20 protein-coding genes and 1 tRNA gene are annotated in these 18,872 nt (G+C 70.8%); 18 read left to right on the forward strand and 3 right to left on the reverse strand.

Annotated elements, in window-relative coordinates:
- Positions 1–106 precede the first annotated feature (106 nt).
- From ACIQPR_RS35490 to ACIQPR_RS35560, 15 genes are all read left to right on the forward strand, one after another.
- Positions 107–541, forward strand: coding sequence for an NADH-quinone oxidoreductase subunit A (locus ACIQPR_RS35490; RefSeq protein WP_403656958.1), 435 nt, complete (start codon positions 107–109; stop codon positions 539–541).
- A complete protein-coding gene (locus ACIQPR_RS35495; RefSeq protein ID WP_403656961.1) occupies positions 532–1,308 on the forward strand; it encodes an NADH-quinone oxidoreductase subunit B in 777 nt (258 codons plus the stop codon). Before ACIQPR_RS35490 ends, ACIQPR_RS35495 begins: the two co-directional genes overlap by 10 nt.
- Positions 1,305–2,498 (forward strand): NADH-quinone oxidoreductase subunit C, encoded by a 1,194-nt coding sequence (locus ACIQPR_RS35500; RefSeq protein ID WP_403656964.1) that lies wholly within the window; start codon positions 1,305–1,307, stop codon positions 2,496–2,498. Before ACIQPR_RS35495 ends, ACIQPR_RS35500 begins: the two co-directional genes overlap by 4 nt.
- Positions 2,495–3,463 (forward strand): NADH-quinone oxidoreductase subunit H, encoded by a 969-nt coding sequence (locus tag ACIQPR_RS35505; RefSeq protein WP_403656967.1) that lies wholly within the window; start codon positions 2,495–2,497, stop codon positions 3,461–3,463. The genes ACIQPR_RS35500 and ACIQPR_RS35505 overlap by 4 nt, the downstream gene beginning before the upstream one ends.
- Positions 3,460–4,260 carry a NuoI/complex I 23 kDa subunit family protein gene (locus ACIQPR_RS35510; RefSeq protein ID WP_403656970.1) on the forward strand — a complete coding sequence of 267 codons (801 nt, stop codon included), beginning with the start codon at positions 3,460–3,462 and terminating at the stop codon, positions 4,258–4,260. Before ACIQPR_RS35505 ends, ACIQPR_RS35510 begins: the two co-directional genes overlap by 4 nt.
- Complete coding sequence (locus ACIQPR_RS35515) at positions 4,257–5,054, forward strand: NADH-quinone oxidoreductase subunit J (protein WP_403656973.1); 798 nt, start codon at positions 4,257–4,259, stop codon at positions 5,052–5,054. The genes ACIQPR_RS35510 and ACIQPR_RS35515 overlap by 4 nt, the downstream gene beginning before the upstream one ends.
- Positions 5,054–5,485 carry an NADH-quinone oxidoreductase subunit NuoK gene (gene nuoK / locus ACIQPR_RS35520; RefSeq protein ID WP_403656976.1) on the forward strand — a complete coding sequence of 144 codons (432 nt, stop codon included), beginning with the start codon at positions 5,054–5,056 and terminating at the stop codon, positions 5,483–5,485. Before ACIQPR_RS35515 ends, nuoK begins: the two co-directional genes overlap by 1 nt.
- Positions 5,482–7,476 carry an NADH-quinone oxidoreductase subunit L gene (locus tag ACIQPR_RS35525; RefSeq protein ID WP_403656979.1) on the forward strand — a complete coding sequence of 665 codons (1,995 nt, stop codon included), beginning with the start codon at positions 5,482–5,484 and terminating at the stop codon, positions 7,474–7,476. Before nuoK ends, ACIQPR_RS35525 begins: the two co-directional genes overlap by 4 nt.
- A 6-nt stretch (positions 7,477–7,482) precedes the next feature.
- Positions 7,483–9,057: a NuoM family protein gene (locus ACIQPR_RS35530; protein ID WP_403656982.1), complete on the forward strand. Its 1,575-nt coding sequence runs from the start codon at positions 7,483–7,485 to the stop codon at positions 9,055–9,057.
- Positions 9,054–10,577, forward strand: coding sequence for an NADH-quinone oxidoreductase subunit N (locus ACIQPR_RS35535; protein ID WP_403656984.1), 1,524 nt, complete (start codon positions 9,054–9,056; stop codon positions 10,575–10,577). Before ACIQPR_RS35530 ends, ACIQPR_RS35535 begins: the two co-directional genes overlap by 4 nt.
- 189 nt (positions 10,578–10,766) lie before the next feature.
- Positions 10,767–11,630 (forward strand): zinc metalloprotease HtpX, encoded by an 864-nt coding sequence (htpX, locus tag ACIQPR_RS35540; RefSeq protein WP_403656987.1) that lies wholly within the window; start codon positions 10,767–10,769, stop codon positions 11,628–11,630.
- Positions 11,627–12,019, forward strand: coding sequence for a YccF domain-containing protein (locus ACIQPR_RS35545; protein ID WP_403656990.1), 393 nt, complete (start codon positions 11,627–11,629; stop codon positions 12,017–12,019). The genes htpX and ACIQPR_RS35545 overlap by 4 nt, the downstream gene beginning before the upstream one ends.
- A 14-nt stretch (positions 12,020–12,033) precedes the next feature.
- Positions 12,034–13,206 carry a barstar family protein gene (locus tag ACIQPR_RS35550; RefSeq protein WP_403656993.1) on the forward strand — a complete coding sequence of 391 codons (1,173 nt, stop codon included), beginning with the start codon at positions 12,034–12,036 and terminating at the stop codon, positions 13,204–13,206.
- Positions 13,207–13,344: 138 nt separating this feature from the next.
- Positions 13,345–13,911: an SMI1/KNR4 family protein gene (locus tag ACIQPR_RS35555; RefSeq protein ID WP_403656996.1), complete on the forward strand. Its 567-nt coding sequence runs from the start codon at positions 13,345–13,347 to the stop codon at positions 13,909–13,911.
- A 234-nt stretch (positions 13,912–14,145) separates the two neighbouring features.
- Positions 14,146–14,412: a GlsB/YeaQ/YmgE family stress response membrane protein gene (locus ACIQPR_RS35560; protein WP_403657333.1), complete on the forward strand. Its 267-nt coding sequence runs from the start codon at positions 14,146–14,148 to the stop codon at positions 14,410–14,412.
- A gap of 128 nt (positions 14,413–14,540) precedes the next feature.
- On the opposite strand, the gene ACIQPR_RS35565 is transcribed toward ACIQPR_RS35560, so the two are convergent.
- Complete coding sequence (locus tag ACIQPR_RS35565) at positions 14,541–15,029, reverse strand: YajQ family cyclic di-GMP-binding protein (protein WP_019072335.1); 489 nt, start codon at positions 15,027–15,029, stop codon at positions 14,541–14,543.
- Between the two features lie 234 nt (positions 15,030–15,263).
- On the opposite strand from ACIQPR_RS35565, the gene ACIQPR_RS35570 reads away from it, so the two are divergent.
- The 3 genes from ACIQPR_RS35570 (at position 15,264) to ACIQPR_RS35580 (ending at position 16,628) form a co-directional block, all read left to right on the forward strand.
- Positions 15,264–15,345, forward strand: a tRNA-Tyr gene (locus ACIQPR_RS35570).
- Between the two features lie 210 nt (positions 15,346–15,555).
- Positions 15,556–16,368: a polysaccharide lyase family 7 protein gene (locus ACIQPR_RS35575; protein WP_403656999.1), complete on the forward strand. Its 813-nt coding sequence runs from the start codon at positions 15,556–15,558 to the stop codon at positions 16,366–16,368.
- 47 nt (positions 16,369–16,415) lie between these two features.
- On the forward strand, positions 16,416–16,628 hold the full coding sequence (locus ACIQPR_RS35580; RefSeq protein ID WP_403657002.1) for a hypothetical protein: 213 nt from the start codon (positions 16,416–16,418) through the stop codon (positions 16,626–16,628).
- Between the two features lie 29 nt (positions 16,629–16,657).
- On the opposite strand, the gene ACIQPR_RS35585 is transcribed toward ACIQPR_RS35580, so the two are convergent.
- Both ACIQPR_RS35585 and ACIQPR_RS35590 read right to left on the reverse strand, forming a co-directional pair.
- Positions 16,658–17,314: an NAD(P)H-binding protein gene (locus tag ACIQPR_RS35585; RefSeq protein ID WP_403657005.1), complete on the reverse strand. Its 657-nt coding sequence runs from the start codon at positions 17,312–17,314 to the stop codon at positions 16,658–16,660.
- 267 nt (positions 17,315–17,581) lie between these two features.
- Positions 17,582–18,859, reverse strand: coding sequence for an amidohydrolase family protein (locus ACIQPR_RS35590; RefSeq protein ID WP_403657008.1), 1,278 nt, complete (start codon positions 18,857–18,859; stop codon positions 17,582–17,584).
- Positions 18,860–18,872: the final 13 nt, after the last annotated feature.

The raw sequence follows: 18,872 nt of genomic DNA on the forward strand, positions 1-18,872 counted from the left end.
GAGGCACCGACGCGCTGGGACATCAGGCATCGGGGCATCGCGTCGGGCCATCGGAACGGGCCTGCGCCGGGCCCGTGGGGAACAGGAGGGGCCGGACTTGCGGGAGATGGTGCAGGGGATCTTGCCAGCCGGTCCGCCGACGGCCGCGCGGGAACCGGCCGTGGTCGTCGCCGCGGACTACTTCCGGTCCTACTCCGTCGTGGGACTGCTCACCGTCGTCGGCGTGCTCTTCGTCGCCGTGGCCTTCGGCGCCGGCCGCCTGCTGCGCCCGGTCGTCCCCACCCCCGAGAAACTCCTCACCTACGAGTGCGGCGTCGACCCCGTCGGCGAGGGCTGGGCCCACACCCAAGTCCGTTACTACGTCTACGCGTTCCTCTATGTCATCTTCGCCGTCGACTCGATCTTCCTCTTTCCCTGGGCCACGGTCTTCGCCGCCCCGGGCTACGGCGCGACCACCCTCGTCGAAATGTTCATCTTCCTCGGCTTCCTCACCGTGGGCCTGCTGTACGCATACAAGAAGGGCGTCCTGACGTGGACGTGACCCCCGAGCCCCGCGAGCCCGTCCCGCTGCCGGAGCCGAAACGGCTGGGCACCCTCGCCCGCCTCGCCCCCGAACCGATGAAGGTCGTCCTCAACTGGGGCCGCCGCTACTCCCTCTGGGTCTTCAACTTCGGCCTCGCCTGCTGCGCCATCGAGTTCATCGCCGCGTCCATGGCCCGCCACGACTTCATCCGCCTCGGTGTGATCCCCTTCGCCCCCGGCCCGCGCCAGGCCGACCTGATGGTCGTCTCCGGCACGGTCACGGACAAGATGGCGCCCGCCGTGAAGCGCCTCTACGAGCAGATGCCCGAGCCCAAGTACGTCATCTCCTTCGGTGCGTGCAGCAACTGCGGTGGCCCCTACTGGGACTCGTACTCCGTCACCAAGGGCGTCGACCAGATCATCCCGGTCGACGTCTACGTCCCCGGCTGCCCGCCCCGCCCCGAAGCCCTCCTCCAGGGCATCCTCAAACTCCAGGAGAAGATCGCCCGGGAGTCGCTGGGGGAGCGGTACGGAGTCGCCGGCGCCCGGCCTTCGACGACGGCACTCCAGAGCGGGTTGGTGGCGGCGCCGGCATCGACGTCGGCGCCGGCATCGACGTCGGCGCCGACAGCGCCGTCGATGCCGACATCGGCGTCAGTGCCGGTGCCTGGTGGAAATCCGGCCGGGACCGAGGAGCCTCCCTCCGGCTCCGGCTCCGGTTCCGGCGCGGGCTCTGGCTCCGGCGCGGACTCCGGCTCCGGCTCCGGCTCTGAGGATGCCCGATGACCGCCGTCGGCTGGCTGCCCGCGCCCACCGAGGAGTTGTTCGGTACGGAGGCCACGGCCGAGGAGTCCTACGACCTCCTCACGGTCGACGTACCGCCCACCGCCTGGCTCGCCGCCCTGCGCACCGCCCGCGACGACCTCGGCTGCACCTACTTCGACTGGCTGAGCGCGGTCGACGAACCCGGCATCGGCTTCCGCGTCTCGGCCCACGTCGTGGCGCTGTCACCGGTACGCCGACTCCTTATCCGTACGACGGTCCCGCACGAGACCCCAGCCCTCCCGACCGCCGTCGACATCTACGCGGGCGCCGCCTGGCACGAGCGCGAGACCCACGAAATGTTCGGCGTCGACTTCGAGGGCCACCCGGCACTCGACCACCTCCTCCTCCCGGAAACCTTCGAGGGCCACCCCCTCCGCAAGGACTTCGTCCTGGCGGCCCGCGTGGCCAAGGCCTGGCCCGGCGCGAAGGAACCGGGCGAGTCCGACCACGGCGGCCCCAAGCGCCGCCAGATGCTCCCCCCGGGCGTCCCCGACCCGAACGAGTGGGGCCCCCTGAAGGGCCAACTCCCACCGGCCCCCGCACGCCCCGCCCGAGGCGCGGCCCGAGCGGCGGGCGATCGCCCGGCGCGAGCAGCCGCGGCGGAGCGCCCGGTACGACGCGCTCGTACGGCATCGGAGGGCTCGGCGAGCCAGACGACACCGGCCGGCGGCGAGGTGCCGTCGCCCGAGGGCACCGGTGCGGTGCCTTCGGCGGGGCCGCGCCGGGCACGCAGCGCGAGCGAGGGCTCGGCGAGCCAACAGTCGCCGGGCACGGCAACTCCCCGACGCTCACGCAGCGCCAGCGACGGCTCAGCGTCACAGCAGGCCCAGGCGCCTGTGCCTGCGTCGGCGCCTCCAGTGGAACCGGCAAGCGAAGGCACCCCTGCCCAGCCGCCAACCACCCCCCGCAGCCCGGACGCACCTTGGCACCAAGCGCGCCCAGCCTTCGAGGAATCGACGCCTGAGCCCGGTCCGGAACCGGACTCCACCACGAGCCCGGCCGACGGCCCGTCAGGCGCAGCCGTCCCAGCCGCCGAGGGCCCCACTCGTGAAGGCCAAGCCTCCGAAGATCCAACCTCCGAAGGCCAAGCTTCCGAAGGCTCAACCCCCGAAGACCCCACCCCCGGCACCCCCGCAGGAGGCCCGCAGTGAACGACGTGCTCGACGTCGCCCTGCGACTCCTGATCGTCTTCGTCGTCTTCCTCACCTTCCCCCTCATCGTCGGTCAGACCGAGCACAAGGTGATGGCCCACATGCAGGGCCGCCTCGGCCCGATGTACGCCGGTGGCTTCCACGGCTGGGCCCAACTCGTCGCGGACGGCGTCAAGTTCGCGCAGAAGGAAGACATCGTCCCGGCGGGTGCGGACCGCCGTGTCTTCCAACTCGCCCCCGCCGTCGCCCTCCTCCCGTACCTGCTCGTCCTTCTCGCCATCCCGATCGGCCCGAGCGAGGGCGCGGTCGGCCAGGTCCTGGACGCGGGCATCTTCTTCGTCCTCGCGGTGATGGGCGTGGGAGTCCTCGGCTCCCTCATGGCCGGCTGGGCCTCCGCCAACAAGTTCTCCCTCCTCGGCGGTCTCCGTACCGCCGCACAGCTCCTCGCCTACGAACTCCCCATGCTGCTCACCGCCGCCTCCGTGGCGATGGCGGCCGGCACGGTCTCCCTCCCCGGCATCCTCGACGCCTTCCACTGGTGGTGGCTGCCCTGGCAGATCGTCGGCGCGATCGTGTTCTTCGTGGCGGGCCTCGCCGAACTCCAGCGACCCCCCTTCGACATGCCCGTCGCCGACTCCGAGATCATCTTCGGCGCCTACACCGAGTACACCGGTCTCCGTTTCGCGCTCTTCCTCCTCGCCGAGTACGCCGGGATCGTCGTCCTGTGCGGCCTGACCACCGTCCTCTTCCTGGGCGGCTGGCACGGCCCGTGGGGCGCGGACGGCCTCGGCTGGGTCTGGACCCTGCTGAAGACCGCGCTCCTCGCCTTCGTCGTCATCTGGCTCCGCGTCACCTATCCCCGCCTGCGCGAGGACCAGCTCCAGAAGCTCTCCTGGACCCTTCTCGTCCCCCTCTCCCTCGCTCAGATCGCCCTCACCGGCATCGTGAAGGTGGTGCTCCTGTGACCCCGTTCCCCGGCTCCGGCCTGGCCAAGGGCCTGGCCGTCACCCTCCGCACGATGACGAAGAAGACCGTCACCGAGCAGTACCCGGACACCCAGCCAGACCTGCCGCCCCGCACCCGCGGAGTCATCGGCCTGTTCGAGGAGAACTGCACGGTCTGCATGCTCTGCGCCCGTGAGTGCCCCGACTGGTGCATCTACATCGACTCCCACAAGGAGACGGTCCCGGCGGCGGCCCCCGGTGGCCGTGAGCGCAGCCGCAACGTCCTCGACCGCTTCGCCATCGACTTCTCCCTGTGCATGTACTGCGGTATCTGCATCGAGGTCTGTCCTTTCGACGCCCTGTTCTGGTCCCCGGAGTTCGAGTACGCCGAGACCGACATCCACGAACTCACCCACGAACGCGACAAGCTCCGCGAGTGGATGTGGACGGTGCCTGCTCCACCCGCTCTGGACCCCGGCGCGGAGGAGCCCAAGGAGATCGCCGCCGCCCGCAAGACCGCCGAGAAACTGGCCGCGACTCAGGCTGCGGCGCAGGCCGACCAGGCCGCACAGGCTGGCCAGGCGGACCAGACCGCTCAGGCCGGCCAGGCAGCTCAGGCCGCAGAGGTCACCGGGGCCGCAGAAGTCAGCGAGGCGGCAGAGGTCACCGAGGCGGCGCAGCCCGCACCCGAGTCCGCCAAGGCGGTGCCCACCGACTCCACGGACTCGGCCAACCTCACCGACCAGGCCAGCCCCACTGCCTCGGCCGACCCCACAGCCCCGGCCAACCCCACCGAGCCGCCGGAGGGACAGTCGTGACCCTCGCCGTCACCGCCAGCGTCACGGCAAGCCTCGCCGCGACCCAGACCCACGGCTTCCTCTCCCCGACCGGTGTGGAGATCGCCTTCCTCCTCGTCGGCCTGGTCACCTTCGGCGCCGCCCTCGTCACCGTCACCACCAAGCAGCTGGTGCACGCCGCCCTGTGGCTCGTGGTGGCCCTCGGGGGCCTCGCCGTCGAATACCTCCTGCTCACCGCCGAGTTCATCGCCTGGGTGCAGGTCCTCATCTATGTCGGTTCCGTCGTCGTCCTCCTTCTCTTCGGTCTGATGCTCACCAAGGCCCCCATCGGCCGGTCCCCGGACGCGGACTCCGGCAACCGCTGGGCCGCCCTCACCGTGGCCGTCGCCGCCGCGGCGGCCCTGGTGTGGGTCGTCGTCGACGCCTTCCGCGCGACCTGGACGGACCTGGACGGTCCGGCCGCCGGCTCGACCGCGGTGACCGGCGCGAGCCTGTTCCAGCACTGGGTCCTGCCCTTCGAGGCCCTCTCCGTCCTGCTCCTCGCGGCCCTGGTCGGCGCGATCGTCCTGTCCCGCAAGGCGAAGGCGGAGTCGAGCTCTCCCCCTGTGAACTCCCGGCCCGCGACCGGTAGTTCCCCATCCGTCCCGGATTCCCGTAATCACCCGATCCGGCGAAAAAGCCCGTCGCAAGGCAACGATCCGACCACCGAGAGCAATCCGCCCACCGGGAGTACCTCGACCGGCCAGGGAACCTCGACCGGTCAGGGCACTCCGACCGACCGGGACACCCGGACCGAGCAGAAGGGAGCCCGCTGATGCATCTCGTCTATCCCGCCGTGCTCGCCGCCCTCCTCTTCTGCACGGGCCTCTACGGCGTTCTCGCCCGCCGCAACGCGATCCTCGTCCTGATGTCGGTCGAGTTGATGCTCAACGCCGTCAACCTGAACCTGGTCGCCTTCGACGTCTGGCTCAGCCGCACCGCCCAGGACAAGCTGCACTCCGGCCAGGCCCTGACCCTGTTCACCATCGCCATCGCCGCCGCCGAGATCGGCATCGGCCTGGCGATCGTCCTCGCCGTCTACCGCGCCCGCGGCACCTCGGACATCGACAAGCTCCGTGACTCCGCCGAGGGCCACGAACCTGACGGCCCCGACGGTCCTGACGGCCCCGACAGTCCCGGCAGCGACCCCGCCGGCGGCGACCGCACCGAGCCCCCCGCGGCCGAGAAGGCTGAGGCCACCGCGTGACCACGACCACCCTCGCCGTCCTCGTCCCCCTCCTCCCGTTCCTGGGCGCCGCGGCAGGCCTGTTCCTCGGCCGCACCGCCCCCGGGTTCGTCCGCCCGCTCGCCGTGCTGCCGACGCTCACCGCGCTCGCGCTGGCCGCGATCGTCGCCGTACGCCAGGGTGGTGACGCGGCCGTCGACTCCGCCACGGAGCTCACGCCCACCGGCTCGGTCCCCGTCGAACTCGCCCTGCACATCGACGGCTTCGCCGCCCTCGTCGCCGTACTCGTCGCCTTCGTCGCCACCTGCGTGCAGATCTACTCGACGGGTTACCTGCGCGACGACCCGCGCTACCCGTCGTACGCCGCGCTCGTCTCCCTCTTCACCTCCGCGATGCTCCTGGTCGTCTACTCCGGCGACCTGATCGTGCTGCTGCTCGGCTGGGAAGTCATGGGCATCTGCTCGTACTTCCTCGTCGGCCACTACTGGGAGACCTCGGAGGCCCGCGCCGCCTCCATGAAGGCCTTCCTCGTCACCAAACTCGGCGATGTCCCCTTCCTGATCGGCCTGTTCGCGCTCGCCACCGACGCCGGGTCCTTCCGCATCACCAAGGTCCTCGGCACCGTCGCGAGCGGCGAGCTGCACCATCCGACGCTGATCGCCCTGCTGCTCCTGGCCGGAGTGGCGGGCAAGTCGGCGCAGTTCCCGCTGCACACCTGGCTCCCCGACGCGATGGCGGGCCCCACGCCCGTCTCCGCGCTGATCCACGCCGCGACGATGGTCGCCGCCGGTGTCTACTTCGTCGCCCGTCTCCTCCCGGTCTTCGAGGCGTCCTCGGCCGCGATGGTCGTCCTCGCCGTCATGGCCGCCGTGACGATGGCCGGGTCCGGCCTCGCCGCACTCGCCCAGGACGACATCAAGCGCGTCCTCGCCTACTCGACGATCGGCCAACTCGGATACATGACCGGCGCCCTAGCCGTGGGCGACCGCGGTGCCGCCGTCTTCCACCTCCTGTCCCACGGCGCCTTCAAGGCGCTGCTCTTCCTCGCCGCCGGCGTGATCATCCACGCCTCCGGCACCAACTCGCTGGCCGCCATGTCCCGCATGGGCAACCTGCGCGCCCGCGTCCCCGACGCCTTCTGGACGATGACCGTGGCGCTCCTCGCGCTCGCCGCGATCCCGCCGTTCAGCGGCTTCTTCTCCAAGGAGTCCGTCCTCGGCGCCGCCGAACACGCGGCCACCGGGCACACCTCGCACATCCCCGGTGCCGCGGGCTGGATCGTCCTCGTCGCCGGCCTGCTCGCGGCCTTGCTCACCGCCGCGTACGCGACGCGCCTGTGGCTGCTCGCCTTCCACGGCAAGGGAGTCGAGGCCCCCGACCACGGCAGGCAGCCCGTGGCGATGAACGCCGTGCTGTGGGTGCTCGCCGTCCCGTCCCTCGCCCTCGGCGGGCTCGCCTACCGTGTGCTCCCCGACTGGTTCGACGGCCGGGACCTGACCCCGACGCTCACCACGTCCGTCCTGGGCACGGGCGTCGCGCTCGTCGGCGGCATCGTCACTTACGGAGCGTGGCGGCACACCACCGCGCTCGCGGCCCGCACGCCACTGGGTGCGGTCGCGGCCCACCCGGAGGGCGACGCCGGACTCGTCGAGGCCGAAGCCATCGCGAGCCATACACCCGCCTACGGTGACGTGGCCTCGGCACCCGATCCGGCGGACCCGGGCCGCCTCCTGCTCGGCCCGCTGCACCGCCACGCGGCCACCGGCTTCCACCTGGACGCCGTCTACGGGGCGCTGTTCGTCCGCCCCGTACTGGCGGCGGCGAGCCTCGTCAGGTTCCTCGATCGCGAGGTCGTCGACACCTATGTACGCGGCGCGGGCACCTTGCCCCGCCTCCTCGGAGCCGCCGTACGGCGCGCCCAGACCGGCAATCTTCAGACCTATGTGAGCGCGCTGCTCGCCGGCACCGTCGTCCTGACGGTCGCCGTCCTCCTCGTCGCCACGGGAGCGTGAGCAGGCGTGATCGATATCAACGAGTCCGTGATGCAGGTCCTTCTGGCGTTCGTCGTCGTCGGCCCGCTCCTCGGCGCCGTCGCCGCTCTCCTGCCCGCCCCGCCGGGACTGAAGGGGAAGTCGCCCGAGCAGGCCGTCCTGCGGCACGGCGTCACCGTGACCGGCGTGGTCCTCATCGCCGCGGTCGTCCTCGCGCTCGGCTTCGACCACGACCACCCGTCGAAGATGCAGGCCACGACCGACATCAGCTGGATCCCCGCACTCGATGTGCGCATCCACCTCGGCATCGACGGCATCTCCCTCCCCCTCCTGGTCCTGACCGCGCTGCTGACCTTCCTGTGCGCGCTCTACTCCTACTTCAAGATGCCTGCGGGCCCGTCCCCGAAGGCCTTCGTCGCCCTGATCCTCGTCCTGGAGTCCGGCACCCTCGCGACCTTCGCCGTCCTCGACCTGATCCTGTTCTTCCTCGCCTTCGAGACCGTCCTCATCCCGATGTACTTCCTCATCGCCCGCTGGGGCGGTGCCGGGCGGACCCAGGCCGCCTGGAAGTTCATCCTCTTCACGCTGCTCGGTTCCGTCGTCATGCTCCTCGGCCTGCTCCTGATCGGAATCAAGGCGGGCACATTCGACATGGTGGCACTCGCCACTGACAACGGCCGCTCGCTGACCACATCCGTGCAGGTCATCGCCGTTCTGGCGGTCGGGATCGGGCTCGCGGTCAAGACGCCGATGTGGCCGCTGCACAGCTGGCTGCCCGACGCCCACACCGCCGCCCCCACCGTCGGCTCGGTCCTGCTGGCCGGCGTGATGCTGAAGATGGGCACGTACGGGTTCGTCCGCATTCTGCTGCCGATCGCGCCGGACGGCATGCACACCTTCGCGCCCTATCTCGCCGCGTTCGCCGTCGTCGGGATCATCTACGGCTCCCTGGCCTGCCTCGCCCTCGCGAAACAGGGCGCGAAGGGCGACCTCAAGCGCCTCATCGCCTACTCCTCAGTCGGCCACATGGGCTTCGTGCTGCTCGGCATCTCGACGATGACCCCGACCGGCGTCAACGGCGCCCTGTTCGCCAACATCGCCCACGGCCTCATCACCGGCCTCCTGTTCTTCCTCGTCGGCGCCCTCAAGGACCGCACGGGCACCACCGACCTGGACACCCTCGCCGAGGAGAGCGGCGCCGCCCTCTACGGCAAGGCCCCGCGCCTCGGCGGCCTGCTCGCGTTCGCCGCCGTCGCCTCGCTCGGACTCCCCGGACTGGCCGGATTCTGGGGCGAGATGCTGGCGCTGTTCGGCGCGTTCAAGCCCGCCGCCGATCTCAGCCGCCCGGCCTTCCTCACCTTCATGGCCGTCGCGGCCTTCGGCACCCTGCTGACCGCCGCCTACATGCTCGCCGTGGTCCGCCGCGTCTGCATGGGCGCCGTGGCGCAGGAGGCGCCGCAGCTCGCCGACGTCCACACGTACGAGTTCGCGGCCTGGACCCCGCTCGTCGCGCTCACCGTCGCCGCCGGCCTGTGGCCGAAGGCACTCCTCGGCCTGACCGACCCGGCCGTGCAGCAGCTCCTCGCAGGAGGCACCCGATGAGCTACCTGGCCCAGCCCCTCGCGGAGTCGATGGTCCAGTCCGTCGACTGGCTCGCGATCGCACCGCCCACCATCGCGGCGGTCGTCGGCCTGATCGTCCTCGTCGCCGACCTGTTCCTCCCGGACGCCAAAAAGGCCCTCCTGGGGTGGGTGTCGGTCGCGGGCCTCGCCGCCTCCGCGCTCATGCTGCTGCCCCTACTGGACGGCGACCGAGCCACCTTCTGCCTCACCGGCGACGCGACCGCATGCAGCTATACGGCAGACCGCTTCACCCTGGTCATCCAGTTCCTGGTCCTCGGCGGGGCCCTCCTCGCGGCCCTCCTGTCGATCACCACGCTGAAGGACGCCGACAAGGGACTCCCCGAAGGGGAGTACTGGTTCCTGCTGCTGTCCTCCGCCGCGGGCGCCGCCCTCCTGCCCGCCTCCCGCGACCTCGCGACCCTGATCGTCGCCCTGGAGGTCGCCTCCCTGCCCGCCTTCGCCCTCGTCGGCATCCGGCACGGCGACAAGAAGTCCGCCGAAGCGGCCCTCAAGTTCTTCCTGTCCTCGGTCACCGCGACCGCCGTCAGCCTGATGGGGGTCAGCTTCGTCTACGCCACCACGGGCACCCTGTACCTCACCGAGATCGCCGACCGCATCCAGCACGTCGACGGCCAGTTCCACACCCTCGCCCAGACCGGGGTCGTCCTCACCCTCATCGGCTTCGCCTTCAAGACGGCCGCCGTCCCCTTCCACTTCTGGGTTCCCGACACCTACGTAGGAGCGCCCCTCCCGATCGCCGCCTACTTGTCGGTCGTCGGCAAGGCGGTCGGCTTCTCCGGCCTGATCCTCGTCACCGTCGTGGCCTTCCCGTCGTACGCCGACGTATGGGGCCCGGCGCTCGCCGCACTGGCCGCCCTCACCATGACGGTCGGCAACCTCGGGGCCCTGCGCCAACAGGCCACGCGCGCGTACAGCGCGGTACGGCTGCTCGCCTGGTCCTCCGTCGGGCAGGCCGGCTACCTCCTGGTGCCGATCGCCGCCGCCGCTTACTCCAAGGACGCCCAGAAGTCGATCGGCTCCACCGTCGCCTACGCCCTCATGTACGCGGCCGTGAACCTCGGCGCCTTCGCGGTGGCCGCACTGGTGGGCCGTAGCAGAGCACTCAACCGTGTCGGCGACTATCGCGGCCTGTACGCGTCGAACCCGCTCGCAGCCCTCCTCCTGGCCTTCTTCCTGCTGTGCCTCGCCGGACTGCCGCCAGGGGTCATCGGGCTCTTCGCCAAGGTCACCGTCTTCTCGGCGGCCGTCGACGCCGGACTGGGCTGGCTCGCGGTCGTCATGGCCGTCAACGTGGTGATCGCCCTCTTCTACTACCTCCAGTGGACGGCCCTGCTGTTCCGCGCCCCCGAGGGGGAGCACGAGAAGCATCGCGTCCCGGCCCCCCTCACCGCCGCCCTCGCCCTCACCGGCGCGCTCGGAATCGCCCTCTCCGGAGCACCCCAACTGGTCCTGCGCTTCGCCGCCACCGGACTCTTCTGAGCCACCGGCACATACCACCGTCCTCACCCGGACGGCCCACACCCGGCGCCGCGCACACAAGGGAACTAGTGGCCCCCGCCTGGCGTTGACCAGTGCGGAAGGGTCCACTGGACGTGACACCACGAGACCAGTGGCATCAGAGATCAGCAAGCAAAGGGTTCCCCTGCTGCACGATTTGGAGGGCGTACCGTGCACCGCCGGCACAACGGGCTCAGGACCGCAGTTCTCCTCGGGGGACTGTCCGCACTCATCATCGTCATCGGCAGCTTCTTCGGCCGCATGGGGCTCGTCGTAGCGGTCGTGATCGCGCTGGGCACGAACGCGTACGCGTACTGGAACAGCGACAAACTGGCGCTACGCGCGATGCGCGCCCGCCCGGTGAGCGAGTTCGAGGCCCCCGCCCTGTACCGCATGGTCCGCGAGCTCTCCACCCAGGCCCGCCAGCCCATGCCGCGCCTGTACATCTCGCCCACGGAGGCCCCCAACGCCTTCGCCACGGGCCGCAACCCGCGCAACGCCGCCGTGTGCTGCACGGAAGGCATCATGCGCATCCTGGACGAGCGCGAGCTGCGCGGCGTCATCGGCCACGAACTCAGCCATGTCTACAACCGCGACATCCTGATCTCGTCCGTCGCAGGCGCCCTCGCCTCGGTGATCATGTTCCTGGTCAACTTCGCCTGGCTGATCCCGGTCGGCCGCTCGAACGACGACGACGGGCCCGGCATCCTGGGCATGCTGATGATCATGATCCTGGGGCCCCTCGCGGCCAGCCTCATCCAGTTGGCCATCAGCCGCTCCAGGGAGTACGAGGCAGACGCCTCCGGCGCGCAGCTGACCGGAGATCCCCTCGCGCTCGCGAGCGCCCTGCGCAAGCTCGACGCGGGCACCAAACAGCTTCCGCTGCCTCCGGAGCCCCGCATCGAGACCGCGAGCCACATGATGATCGCGAACCCCTTCCGCCCGGGCCAGGGACTCTCCAAGATGTTCTCGACGCACCCGCCCATGGCGGAGCGGATCGCCCGGCTAGAGAAGATGGCAGGTCGCCCTCAGTGAAAACCATCCTGAACGTCATTTGGCTCGTCCTGAGCGGCTTCTGGCTGTTCCTCGGGTACCTGCTCGCGGGCGCGCTGCTGTGCATCACCATCATCGGTATCCCGTTCGGCATCGCCGCGTTCCGCATCGGCGTCTACGCCCTGTGGCCCTTCGGGTACACCACGGTCGAGCGCCGCGACGCCGGCGCGCCCTCCTGCATCGGCAACGTCCTGTGGCTGGTCCTCGCGGGCTGGTGGCTGGCCCTGGCGCATATCGTCACCGGCATCGCCATGTGCATCACGATCATCGGCATCCCGTTCGGCATCGCCAACTTCAAGCTGATCCCGGTCTCCCTGTTCCCCCTGGGTCGCGAAATCGTGCCCACGGACCAGCCGTTCGCCACCCGCTGACACGGACGACCCCGGTGGGGGCGCCGAAGTACCTTCTGCTGTCGTACGACGAAGGCTCGGAGCCCCTCGGCGAGCACGTGCAGGAGCAGACCTGGGCACTGTGCCAGGACGCCGACGACCTCTTCGCCGACCCGTCCCCACCCGCGCGGGAGACCTGCGAACTCCTCGGCTGCGCGCCCGAGGGCGGATTGGCCGCGGCTCTCGCACGCGCGCGTGCCGAGGGTTCGGCGCCGCTCGGTCGGCTCACCCTGGAGACCCTCGACAAGACCGGCACCGGTACGGGCACGGAGCGCCACTGGTGGCTGGAGGACGTACGCGTCGTCGGCGACCGCCCCTGCGCGCGTGACCTGTCCCTGAGGGACGTCACCGTCGAAGGGCTGCCGTCCGACGACAACCCCTACGACCACCCGCACCGCCCGCCGCTCTCCCCGGGCTACCGGCTGCTGGGCCCGGACGGTGAACCCTGGGGCCACTGCCGGGACTTGGCCCGTCCTCAGGAGGACCGGACCGAACCGCTGGACCCTCCGGTGCGCCTCCTGGGCTGTTCCCCGCGCGGCGCGCTGCGGGCGGCCCTGGACGGCGGCGACGAGGACCTCGGCCACGCCAAGATGCTGCGGATCGATTCCTCTGGCCGGCCCCTGCAACTCGTGGTCGAGGGCGAGTTGCGGGCCTGGATCCCCTCCGCGCGCGGCCCGGGCCTGGTCGATCTCACTCTCGAACCCTGGACCGAACGACCGCCGCTCGCGGCCCGGGCGGTGTGGGACCTGTGGGGCGAGGGCCGCCCCTCCGAGCCCGGCCGCTGGGCCGACTGCGACACCGAGGGCCGCCGGTTCTGGCTCGGCACCGCGCTGGCGAACCATCCCCACGGCGCCCCGGACCGGCCGCCGGGCACCACCTACCACCTCGACGGCAGACACGTCACCGACCCGCAGGGGTTCTTCTGCGCTCTCGGCGAGGCGGTGAACGGCCCCGGCGGATACTTCGGTTGGGGCATCGACGCCCTGACCGACTGCCTGCGTGGCCGCTGGGGAGCCGCCGCGCCCTTCACCCTCGTCTGGCACGAGGCGACCGTCGCCCGCGCCTGCCTCGGCCTCACCCCGCACACCGGCCCTCGCCCGCATCCACCGACGTTCGGGGAACTGCTCGCGCTCCTCGCCGAGAGGCACGTCGACGTCCGCCTGGCCTGACCGTTCGTCACCGGCTCCCGGCGAGTCTTCACCGACTCCTGGCGAGCCGTCACCCGCTCCCGGTGAGCCGGTTGTCCACAACCGCCGGGTTGTCCACAGGCCGGCCCGATTGTCAGTGGCGCGTTGCACTATGAAGCCATGACCGAGAACGAGCAGCGACTGCTGGCCCGGGTGGCCGCCGAGGCCCGCAACACCCTGCCGTGGGGCTGGACTTCAGTCCCCGCGCCGGTGGACGAGGCCACGGTGACCCGCGCCGAGGCCGCCTTGGGCTTCAGTCTGCCCCCACTGCTCGCGGCGCTCTACTCGCGCATAGGCGACGGCGGATTCGGCCCGGAGTACGGCCTGTTGCCCCTGCTCGACAGCCCGCCCGCCGGTGAGCCCGCCGCGGTCACGCAGTACCTCGCCAACCGCGAGAGCGGTCGCAAGGACCCCGACTGGCCCTGGCCCGAGGGCGTCCTGCCGATATCCCACTGGGGCTGCGCGATGTACGCGTGCGTGGACTGCCGGACCCCGCAGGCCACCGTGCTGCTCTACGAACCGAACGCGGACGAGGCGGACCACGCGTGGTACGTGGACGCGCCCAGCCTCACCGACTGGCTCCAAGGCTGGCTCGACGGCACCGGCTGGTACGTCGACGCCAACATCGGCATCGAGCCCGAACCATGGGCCGACTTCCGCATACGCACCACGACGCAGGCGTCCTGACCGACGTCCCCCACCGGGGAGGCAGACGGTCCCGCACCTCCCGCCGCCGCCACCCTCCCGCCGATGCCTGCAACCACCACACGCATCCGTGACGTCCTGTTCATCGACACGGCGGACCATGTGCGGAACATGGATCGGCAGGCCGTGGGCAGGGACCTACGAACACAGCCTGTCCGGGCGGAACTCACAGCTCCGGACGAGTGCAAGCACAGCGGGAAAGGGCAGGTTCACGGCATGGGCATCATCAGCTGGATCATCCTGGGACTGTTGGCCGGAGCCATCGCCAAATTCCTGCTGCCGGGCCGCGACCCGGGCGGCTTCATCGGAACGACCGTCATCGGCATCGCCGGCGCGTTCCTCGGTGGCTGGATATCGGCCCGCTGGCTGGACCATCCGGTCGCCAAGAACTTCTACGACGGTGCCACCTGGGCCTCGGCGATAGGCGGCGCGCTCGTCCTCCTGATCGCCTACCGCATCTTCTTCGGCAACTCGCGCAAGTAGGAGCTGTCCCGGCGCGCCCGCACCGCAGCCGGCAGAGGAGAAGGGTGGGTGCCGACGGGCACCCACCCTTCCTCGTACCGTGACCGCGTGCCTCGTACCGCCGCGCGCCGGGCACGCGAGCCGTGGTTCTACCGGTAGTTGACGAACTGCAACGCGAAGTCGAAGTCCTTGCCCTTGAGCAGGGCCTGCACGGCCTGAAGGTCGTCGCGGCTCTTGGAGCTGACCCGCAACTCGTCACCCTGCACCTGGGCCTTCACGCCCTTGGGACCCTCATCGCGAATGATCTTCGCCACCTTCTTCGCGTTGTCCTGGGAGATGCCCTCCTCGATGGACGCGAAGATCTTGTACTCCTTGCCGGAGAGCTGAGGCTCACCGGCGTCCAGCGCCTTCAGCGAGATGCCGCGCTTGACCAGCTTGGACTGGAAGACGTCGAGTACCGCCTTGACCCGCTCCTCGGAGTTCGCCTCCATGAGGATCTTCTCGGCGGACCATGAGATCGAGGCACCCACGCCCTTGAAGTCGTAGCGCTGCGAGATCTCCTTGGCGGCCTGGTTGAGGGCGTTGTCGACCTCCTGCCGCTCGACCTTCGAGACGATGTCGAAACTGGAGTCGGCCATGTCCTGTGGCTCCTTGTATCGGGGTGCGTAGCGATGCGTGTCACTGCGTATCGGCGTGCTTGGGGACAGCCGCCGAGCCCGGTGTAGGCGCCGGGCCGCATCCGTATAAGCCTAGCCATCCCCTCCCCTCCGGGCGCCGATCTATCGGGTGGCGAAGCACCCCTGGGCATCGGGTATCGTTTACGTCGTTGCCACGGAGCACCGCCGAAAAGCGGTTCGAGGGGCAGCAAACCCGGCGGTGTGCCCGAGTGGCCAAAGGGAGCAGACTGTAAATCTGCCGGCTCAGCCTACCCAGGTTCGAACCCTGGCGCCGCCACATGATCGAAAGGGTCGGTGCTCAGCAGCAATGCTGAGCACCGACCCTTTCGTCGTTCCCCGGAGCCTTCTGTCGCTCCGTCACCAGTATTGACGTGCCCGCGCCACAGCCCTACTGTCACGGCACTGCGTTCATGTTGAAACACAAAGTTCATCTACGTGAACACGCATTGCCGGCCGAGTCCACAGAGCAGACAGGAAGGCACCCCCCATGCGCATGCGTACGCTGCTCACCTCCCTGGCCACCGTCACCGCCGTCACCGGAGCGCTGGCCCTCGCCGCTCCGGCCGCGTCGGGCAGTACCCATGTCAACGGCGTCGGCGCCTCACCCCTCGTGGATCCGACCGTCGCGCCCGGCGGGAACTTCGACCTCGGGGTCTGGCAGCTCCAGGAGCCGGTGGGTTCCCCGGGTTCGCCCACGACGATCTCGTCGGCCCGGCTCCAAGGGGCCAACGGCTTCCAGGACGCGTACTTCTACACGGACACCCGTGACGGCGCGATGACCTTCTGGGCGCCGGAGAAAGGCGTCACCACGCCCAACTCGAACTACGCCCGCTCCGAACTGCGGGAGATGAACCGCAGCGGCAGCGCCGCCAACTGGTCGCTCAGCGGCACCCACACGATGAAGGCGACGCTCCGGGTCGTCTCCGTCACGTCCAACGTCTGCGTCGGCCAGATCCACCTCGGCACGGGCGGCAGCTCCACCAAGCCGCTGCTGGAGCTCTACTACCGGTCCAGCGGGGACATCGTCCTCGGCACGGAGAACTCGCCCGACGGCGGACAGACGCTGCACACCGTCGGCAACGTGGCGGTCGGCAAGACGTGGAACTACACGATCGGCGTCTCGGGCGGCAACACCATCAACCTGACGGTCAACGGGAGCACCACGCACTACGCCATCCCGTCGTCCTTCAACGCCTACAAGCAGTACTTCAAGGCCGGTTCGTACAACCAGTCGTCCTCCAGCAGCACCACCAAGGGCGCCCGGGTCGCCTTCTACGGACTCACCGTCTCCCACAGCTGAGCGAGCCTCGACGGCCGACGCGGCCTGCGGCGGGGCAGACTGATCCCATGTCGTCACGCCGCAGAAGCTGCCCCGAGTGCCGTCGCGAGATCGCCGTCGTCGCCGGACGGTACGCGCGACACGACCCGCCCGGCGCACGGGAGAGCGGCGAACTCGTCTCGTGCCCCGGCTCGCGCCGACCGGCGGAACTCGGCGCCGCCCAGCCCGCGTTGGACGGTTACGTGGTGCCGGAGTTCCCCGGCCAGATGCCACTGTTCTAGCCAACAGGACCAACGTCCGGCGGGGAACCTCAGTTCCCCGCCACCGACTTCACCGCGACCGACACCGGCGCGGATCCGCCGATCAGCTCCAGCGTCAGACCGGCCGTCGCCGGAGTCTCCACCAACTCCGCGAGTACGGCGGCCACATCGTCGCGCGGGATCGCGCCGCGCCCGGTGTGGGCCTCCAGGCGGACCAGGCCGGTGCCGGCGTCGTTCGTGAGCGAACCGGGGCGCACGATCGTCCAGTCCAGCGCGTCCAGTCCGCGCACATACGCGTCGGCCTCGCCCTTGGCCCGCAGATACACGTCGAACACGTCGTCCCCGGAGTGCGTCGGATCCGCGCCCATCGAGGACACGACGACATGACGTCGTACGCCCGCCAGGACCGCCGCGTCGGCGAACAGCACCGCTGAACCCCGGTCCACCGTGTCCTTCCGGGCCGTACCGCTGCCCGGACCCGCGCCCGCCGCGAACACCGCCGCGTCCGCGCCCCGCAGCAGCGCCGCGACCTCTTCCACCGAGGCCGACTCCAGGTCGAGCACGAGCGGTTCGGCGCCGGCCGCCCGCAGATCGTCACTCTGTCCGGCGTTGCGGATGATGCCCGCGACCTCTTCACCACGCGCGGCGAGCAGACGCTCCAGCCGCAGCGCGATCTGACCATGACCTCCAGCGATGACAATGCGCATGCCTTCGACCGTACGCCCGGACGGCCGCACGCGCCGCACGACTTCAGCCGCGTCCCAGCAGCACACCCACGCGGCGCACGCGCCGGGCGCGCGAACAGGGCCGCACACGGACACTCACGCCCCAGGCGCACGCCCTCGAACGGACAACGGGTCGCACGGAAGCGACCCACGCACCACGCCCTGCTTCGGGCCCTGCCCCCACGCCCTGCCCCCGTCTCCGGTTTCGTCGAGCGGCTCGCGCACCGCGTGCCCCGCCTCAGGCCCGGCTCACGACACCTCGCCCCGTCCCTGCCGGGGCAGCCCCAACTCCGCGCCCGCCGCCGTGTTGCAGTACTCCCGTACCGCGCTCGTCCGTGCCACCACGCGCCCCCGGTGCACCACGATCCGGCTGTACGCCAGTGAGAGCGCGCCCGCGAGCCGGTCGCCGCGTACCGCGAGCAACTCGGCCGGAAATCCCGCCTCGACCCGTACCTCGGGCAGACCGAGCGCTGCCCGTGCCGACGCGCTCACCGTGTCGTACGCGTCCTCGGGCCGCATGCCGTGCCGCGAGGCGAGCAGGTAGGCCGCCTCCAAGGGGTCGCCGCGGCCCACGGGGTTGGACACGTCGCGCAGGGCGCCGCTGCCCGCGGCCACTTGGACGCCGACCGCGCGCAACAGCCGTACGGGAGCCGTGCCCCGCCGGTCGACGCCGCCGCAGCCGCCCTGCGGCAGGCACACCACCGTCACGCCGGCCGCGGCCAGTTGGTCCGCGATCCGGGTGACCGTGTCCGCAGGCAGCCGCCCCAGACCGCCGCACGGGCCGAGCGTCACCCCGGGGCGCATCCCGCCCGCGACCGCCGCCAGCCGGGCCAGCTTGGTCGGGTCGGCGGCGTCCGTGTGCAGGTCGACCGGGCAGCCGTGCTCGGACGCGACCTCCAGGACCGCCTCCACGTACCCCGCAGGATCCGGGTCCAAATCTGGACAACCACCCACTACGGAGGCACCCATTTTCAGCGCGTCCCGCAGTATGGCGAGCCCGTCCGCCCCCGCCACCCCGGTCAGCAGCCGGGGCATCGCCACCGCCGTCAACTCCGCCAGCCCGCGCAGCGCCCGCCGCGCCTGTAGTACGGCGGCCAGCGCGCCCAGCCCTTGGACGTCCCCCACGCGCACGTGCGCGCGCTGCGCGGTCGCCCCGTGCCCGAGTTGCAGCAACGCGGCCTCCGTGGCCCGGCGTTGGACGTCCTGGGGGTCGTAGGAGACGGGTCCGCCGTGCTCGGCGGACAGCGCGGTGTCGCTGTGCGCGTGCGGCTCGGCCGGGGCCGGGAGGAGGAGATAGCCGCTGAGGTCCACGCGCGCGCCGCACGCGCGCGTGGCCTCCGTCGCCAGGCTGCCCGCCGTGCCGACCGCTTCGATGCGCCCGCCGCCCAGCCGTACGTCCACGGTCCTGCCGTCGGTCAGCCGGGCCCCGCACAGCAGGAGCGCGGCCGGGTCGACCGGTCCCGACGAGCCGGAGGAACCCGACGGACCCGAGGACGAGTGGGACGGCTGGGGCTGGCTGTCGGGCATCGCGCTCCAGGGG

The sequence above is a fragment of the Streptomyces sp. NPDC091280 genome (genome assembly GCF_044768565.1).
Classification (GTDB): Bacteria; Actinomycetota; Actinomycetes; order Streptomycetales; family Streptomycetaceae; genus Streptomyces.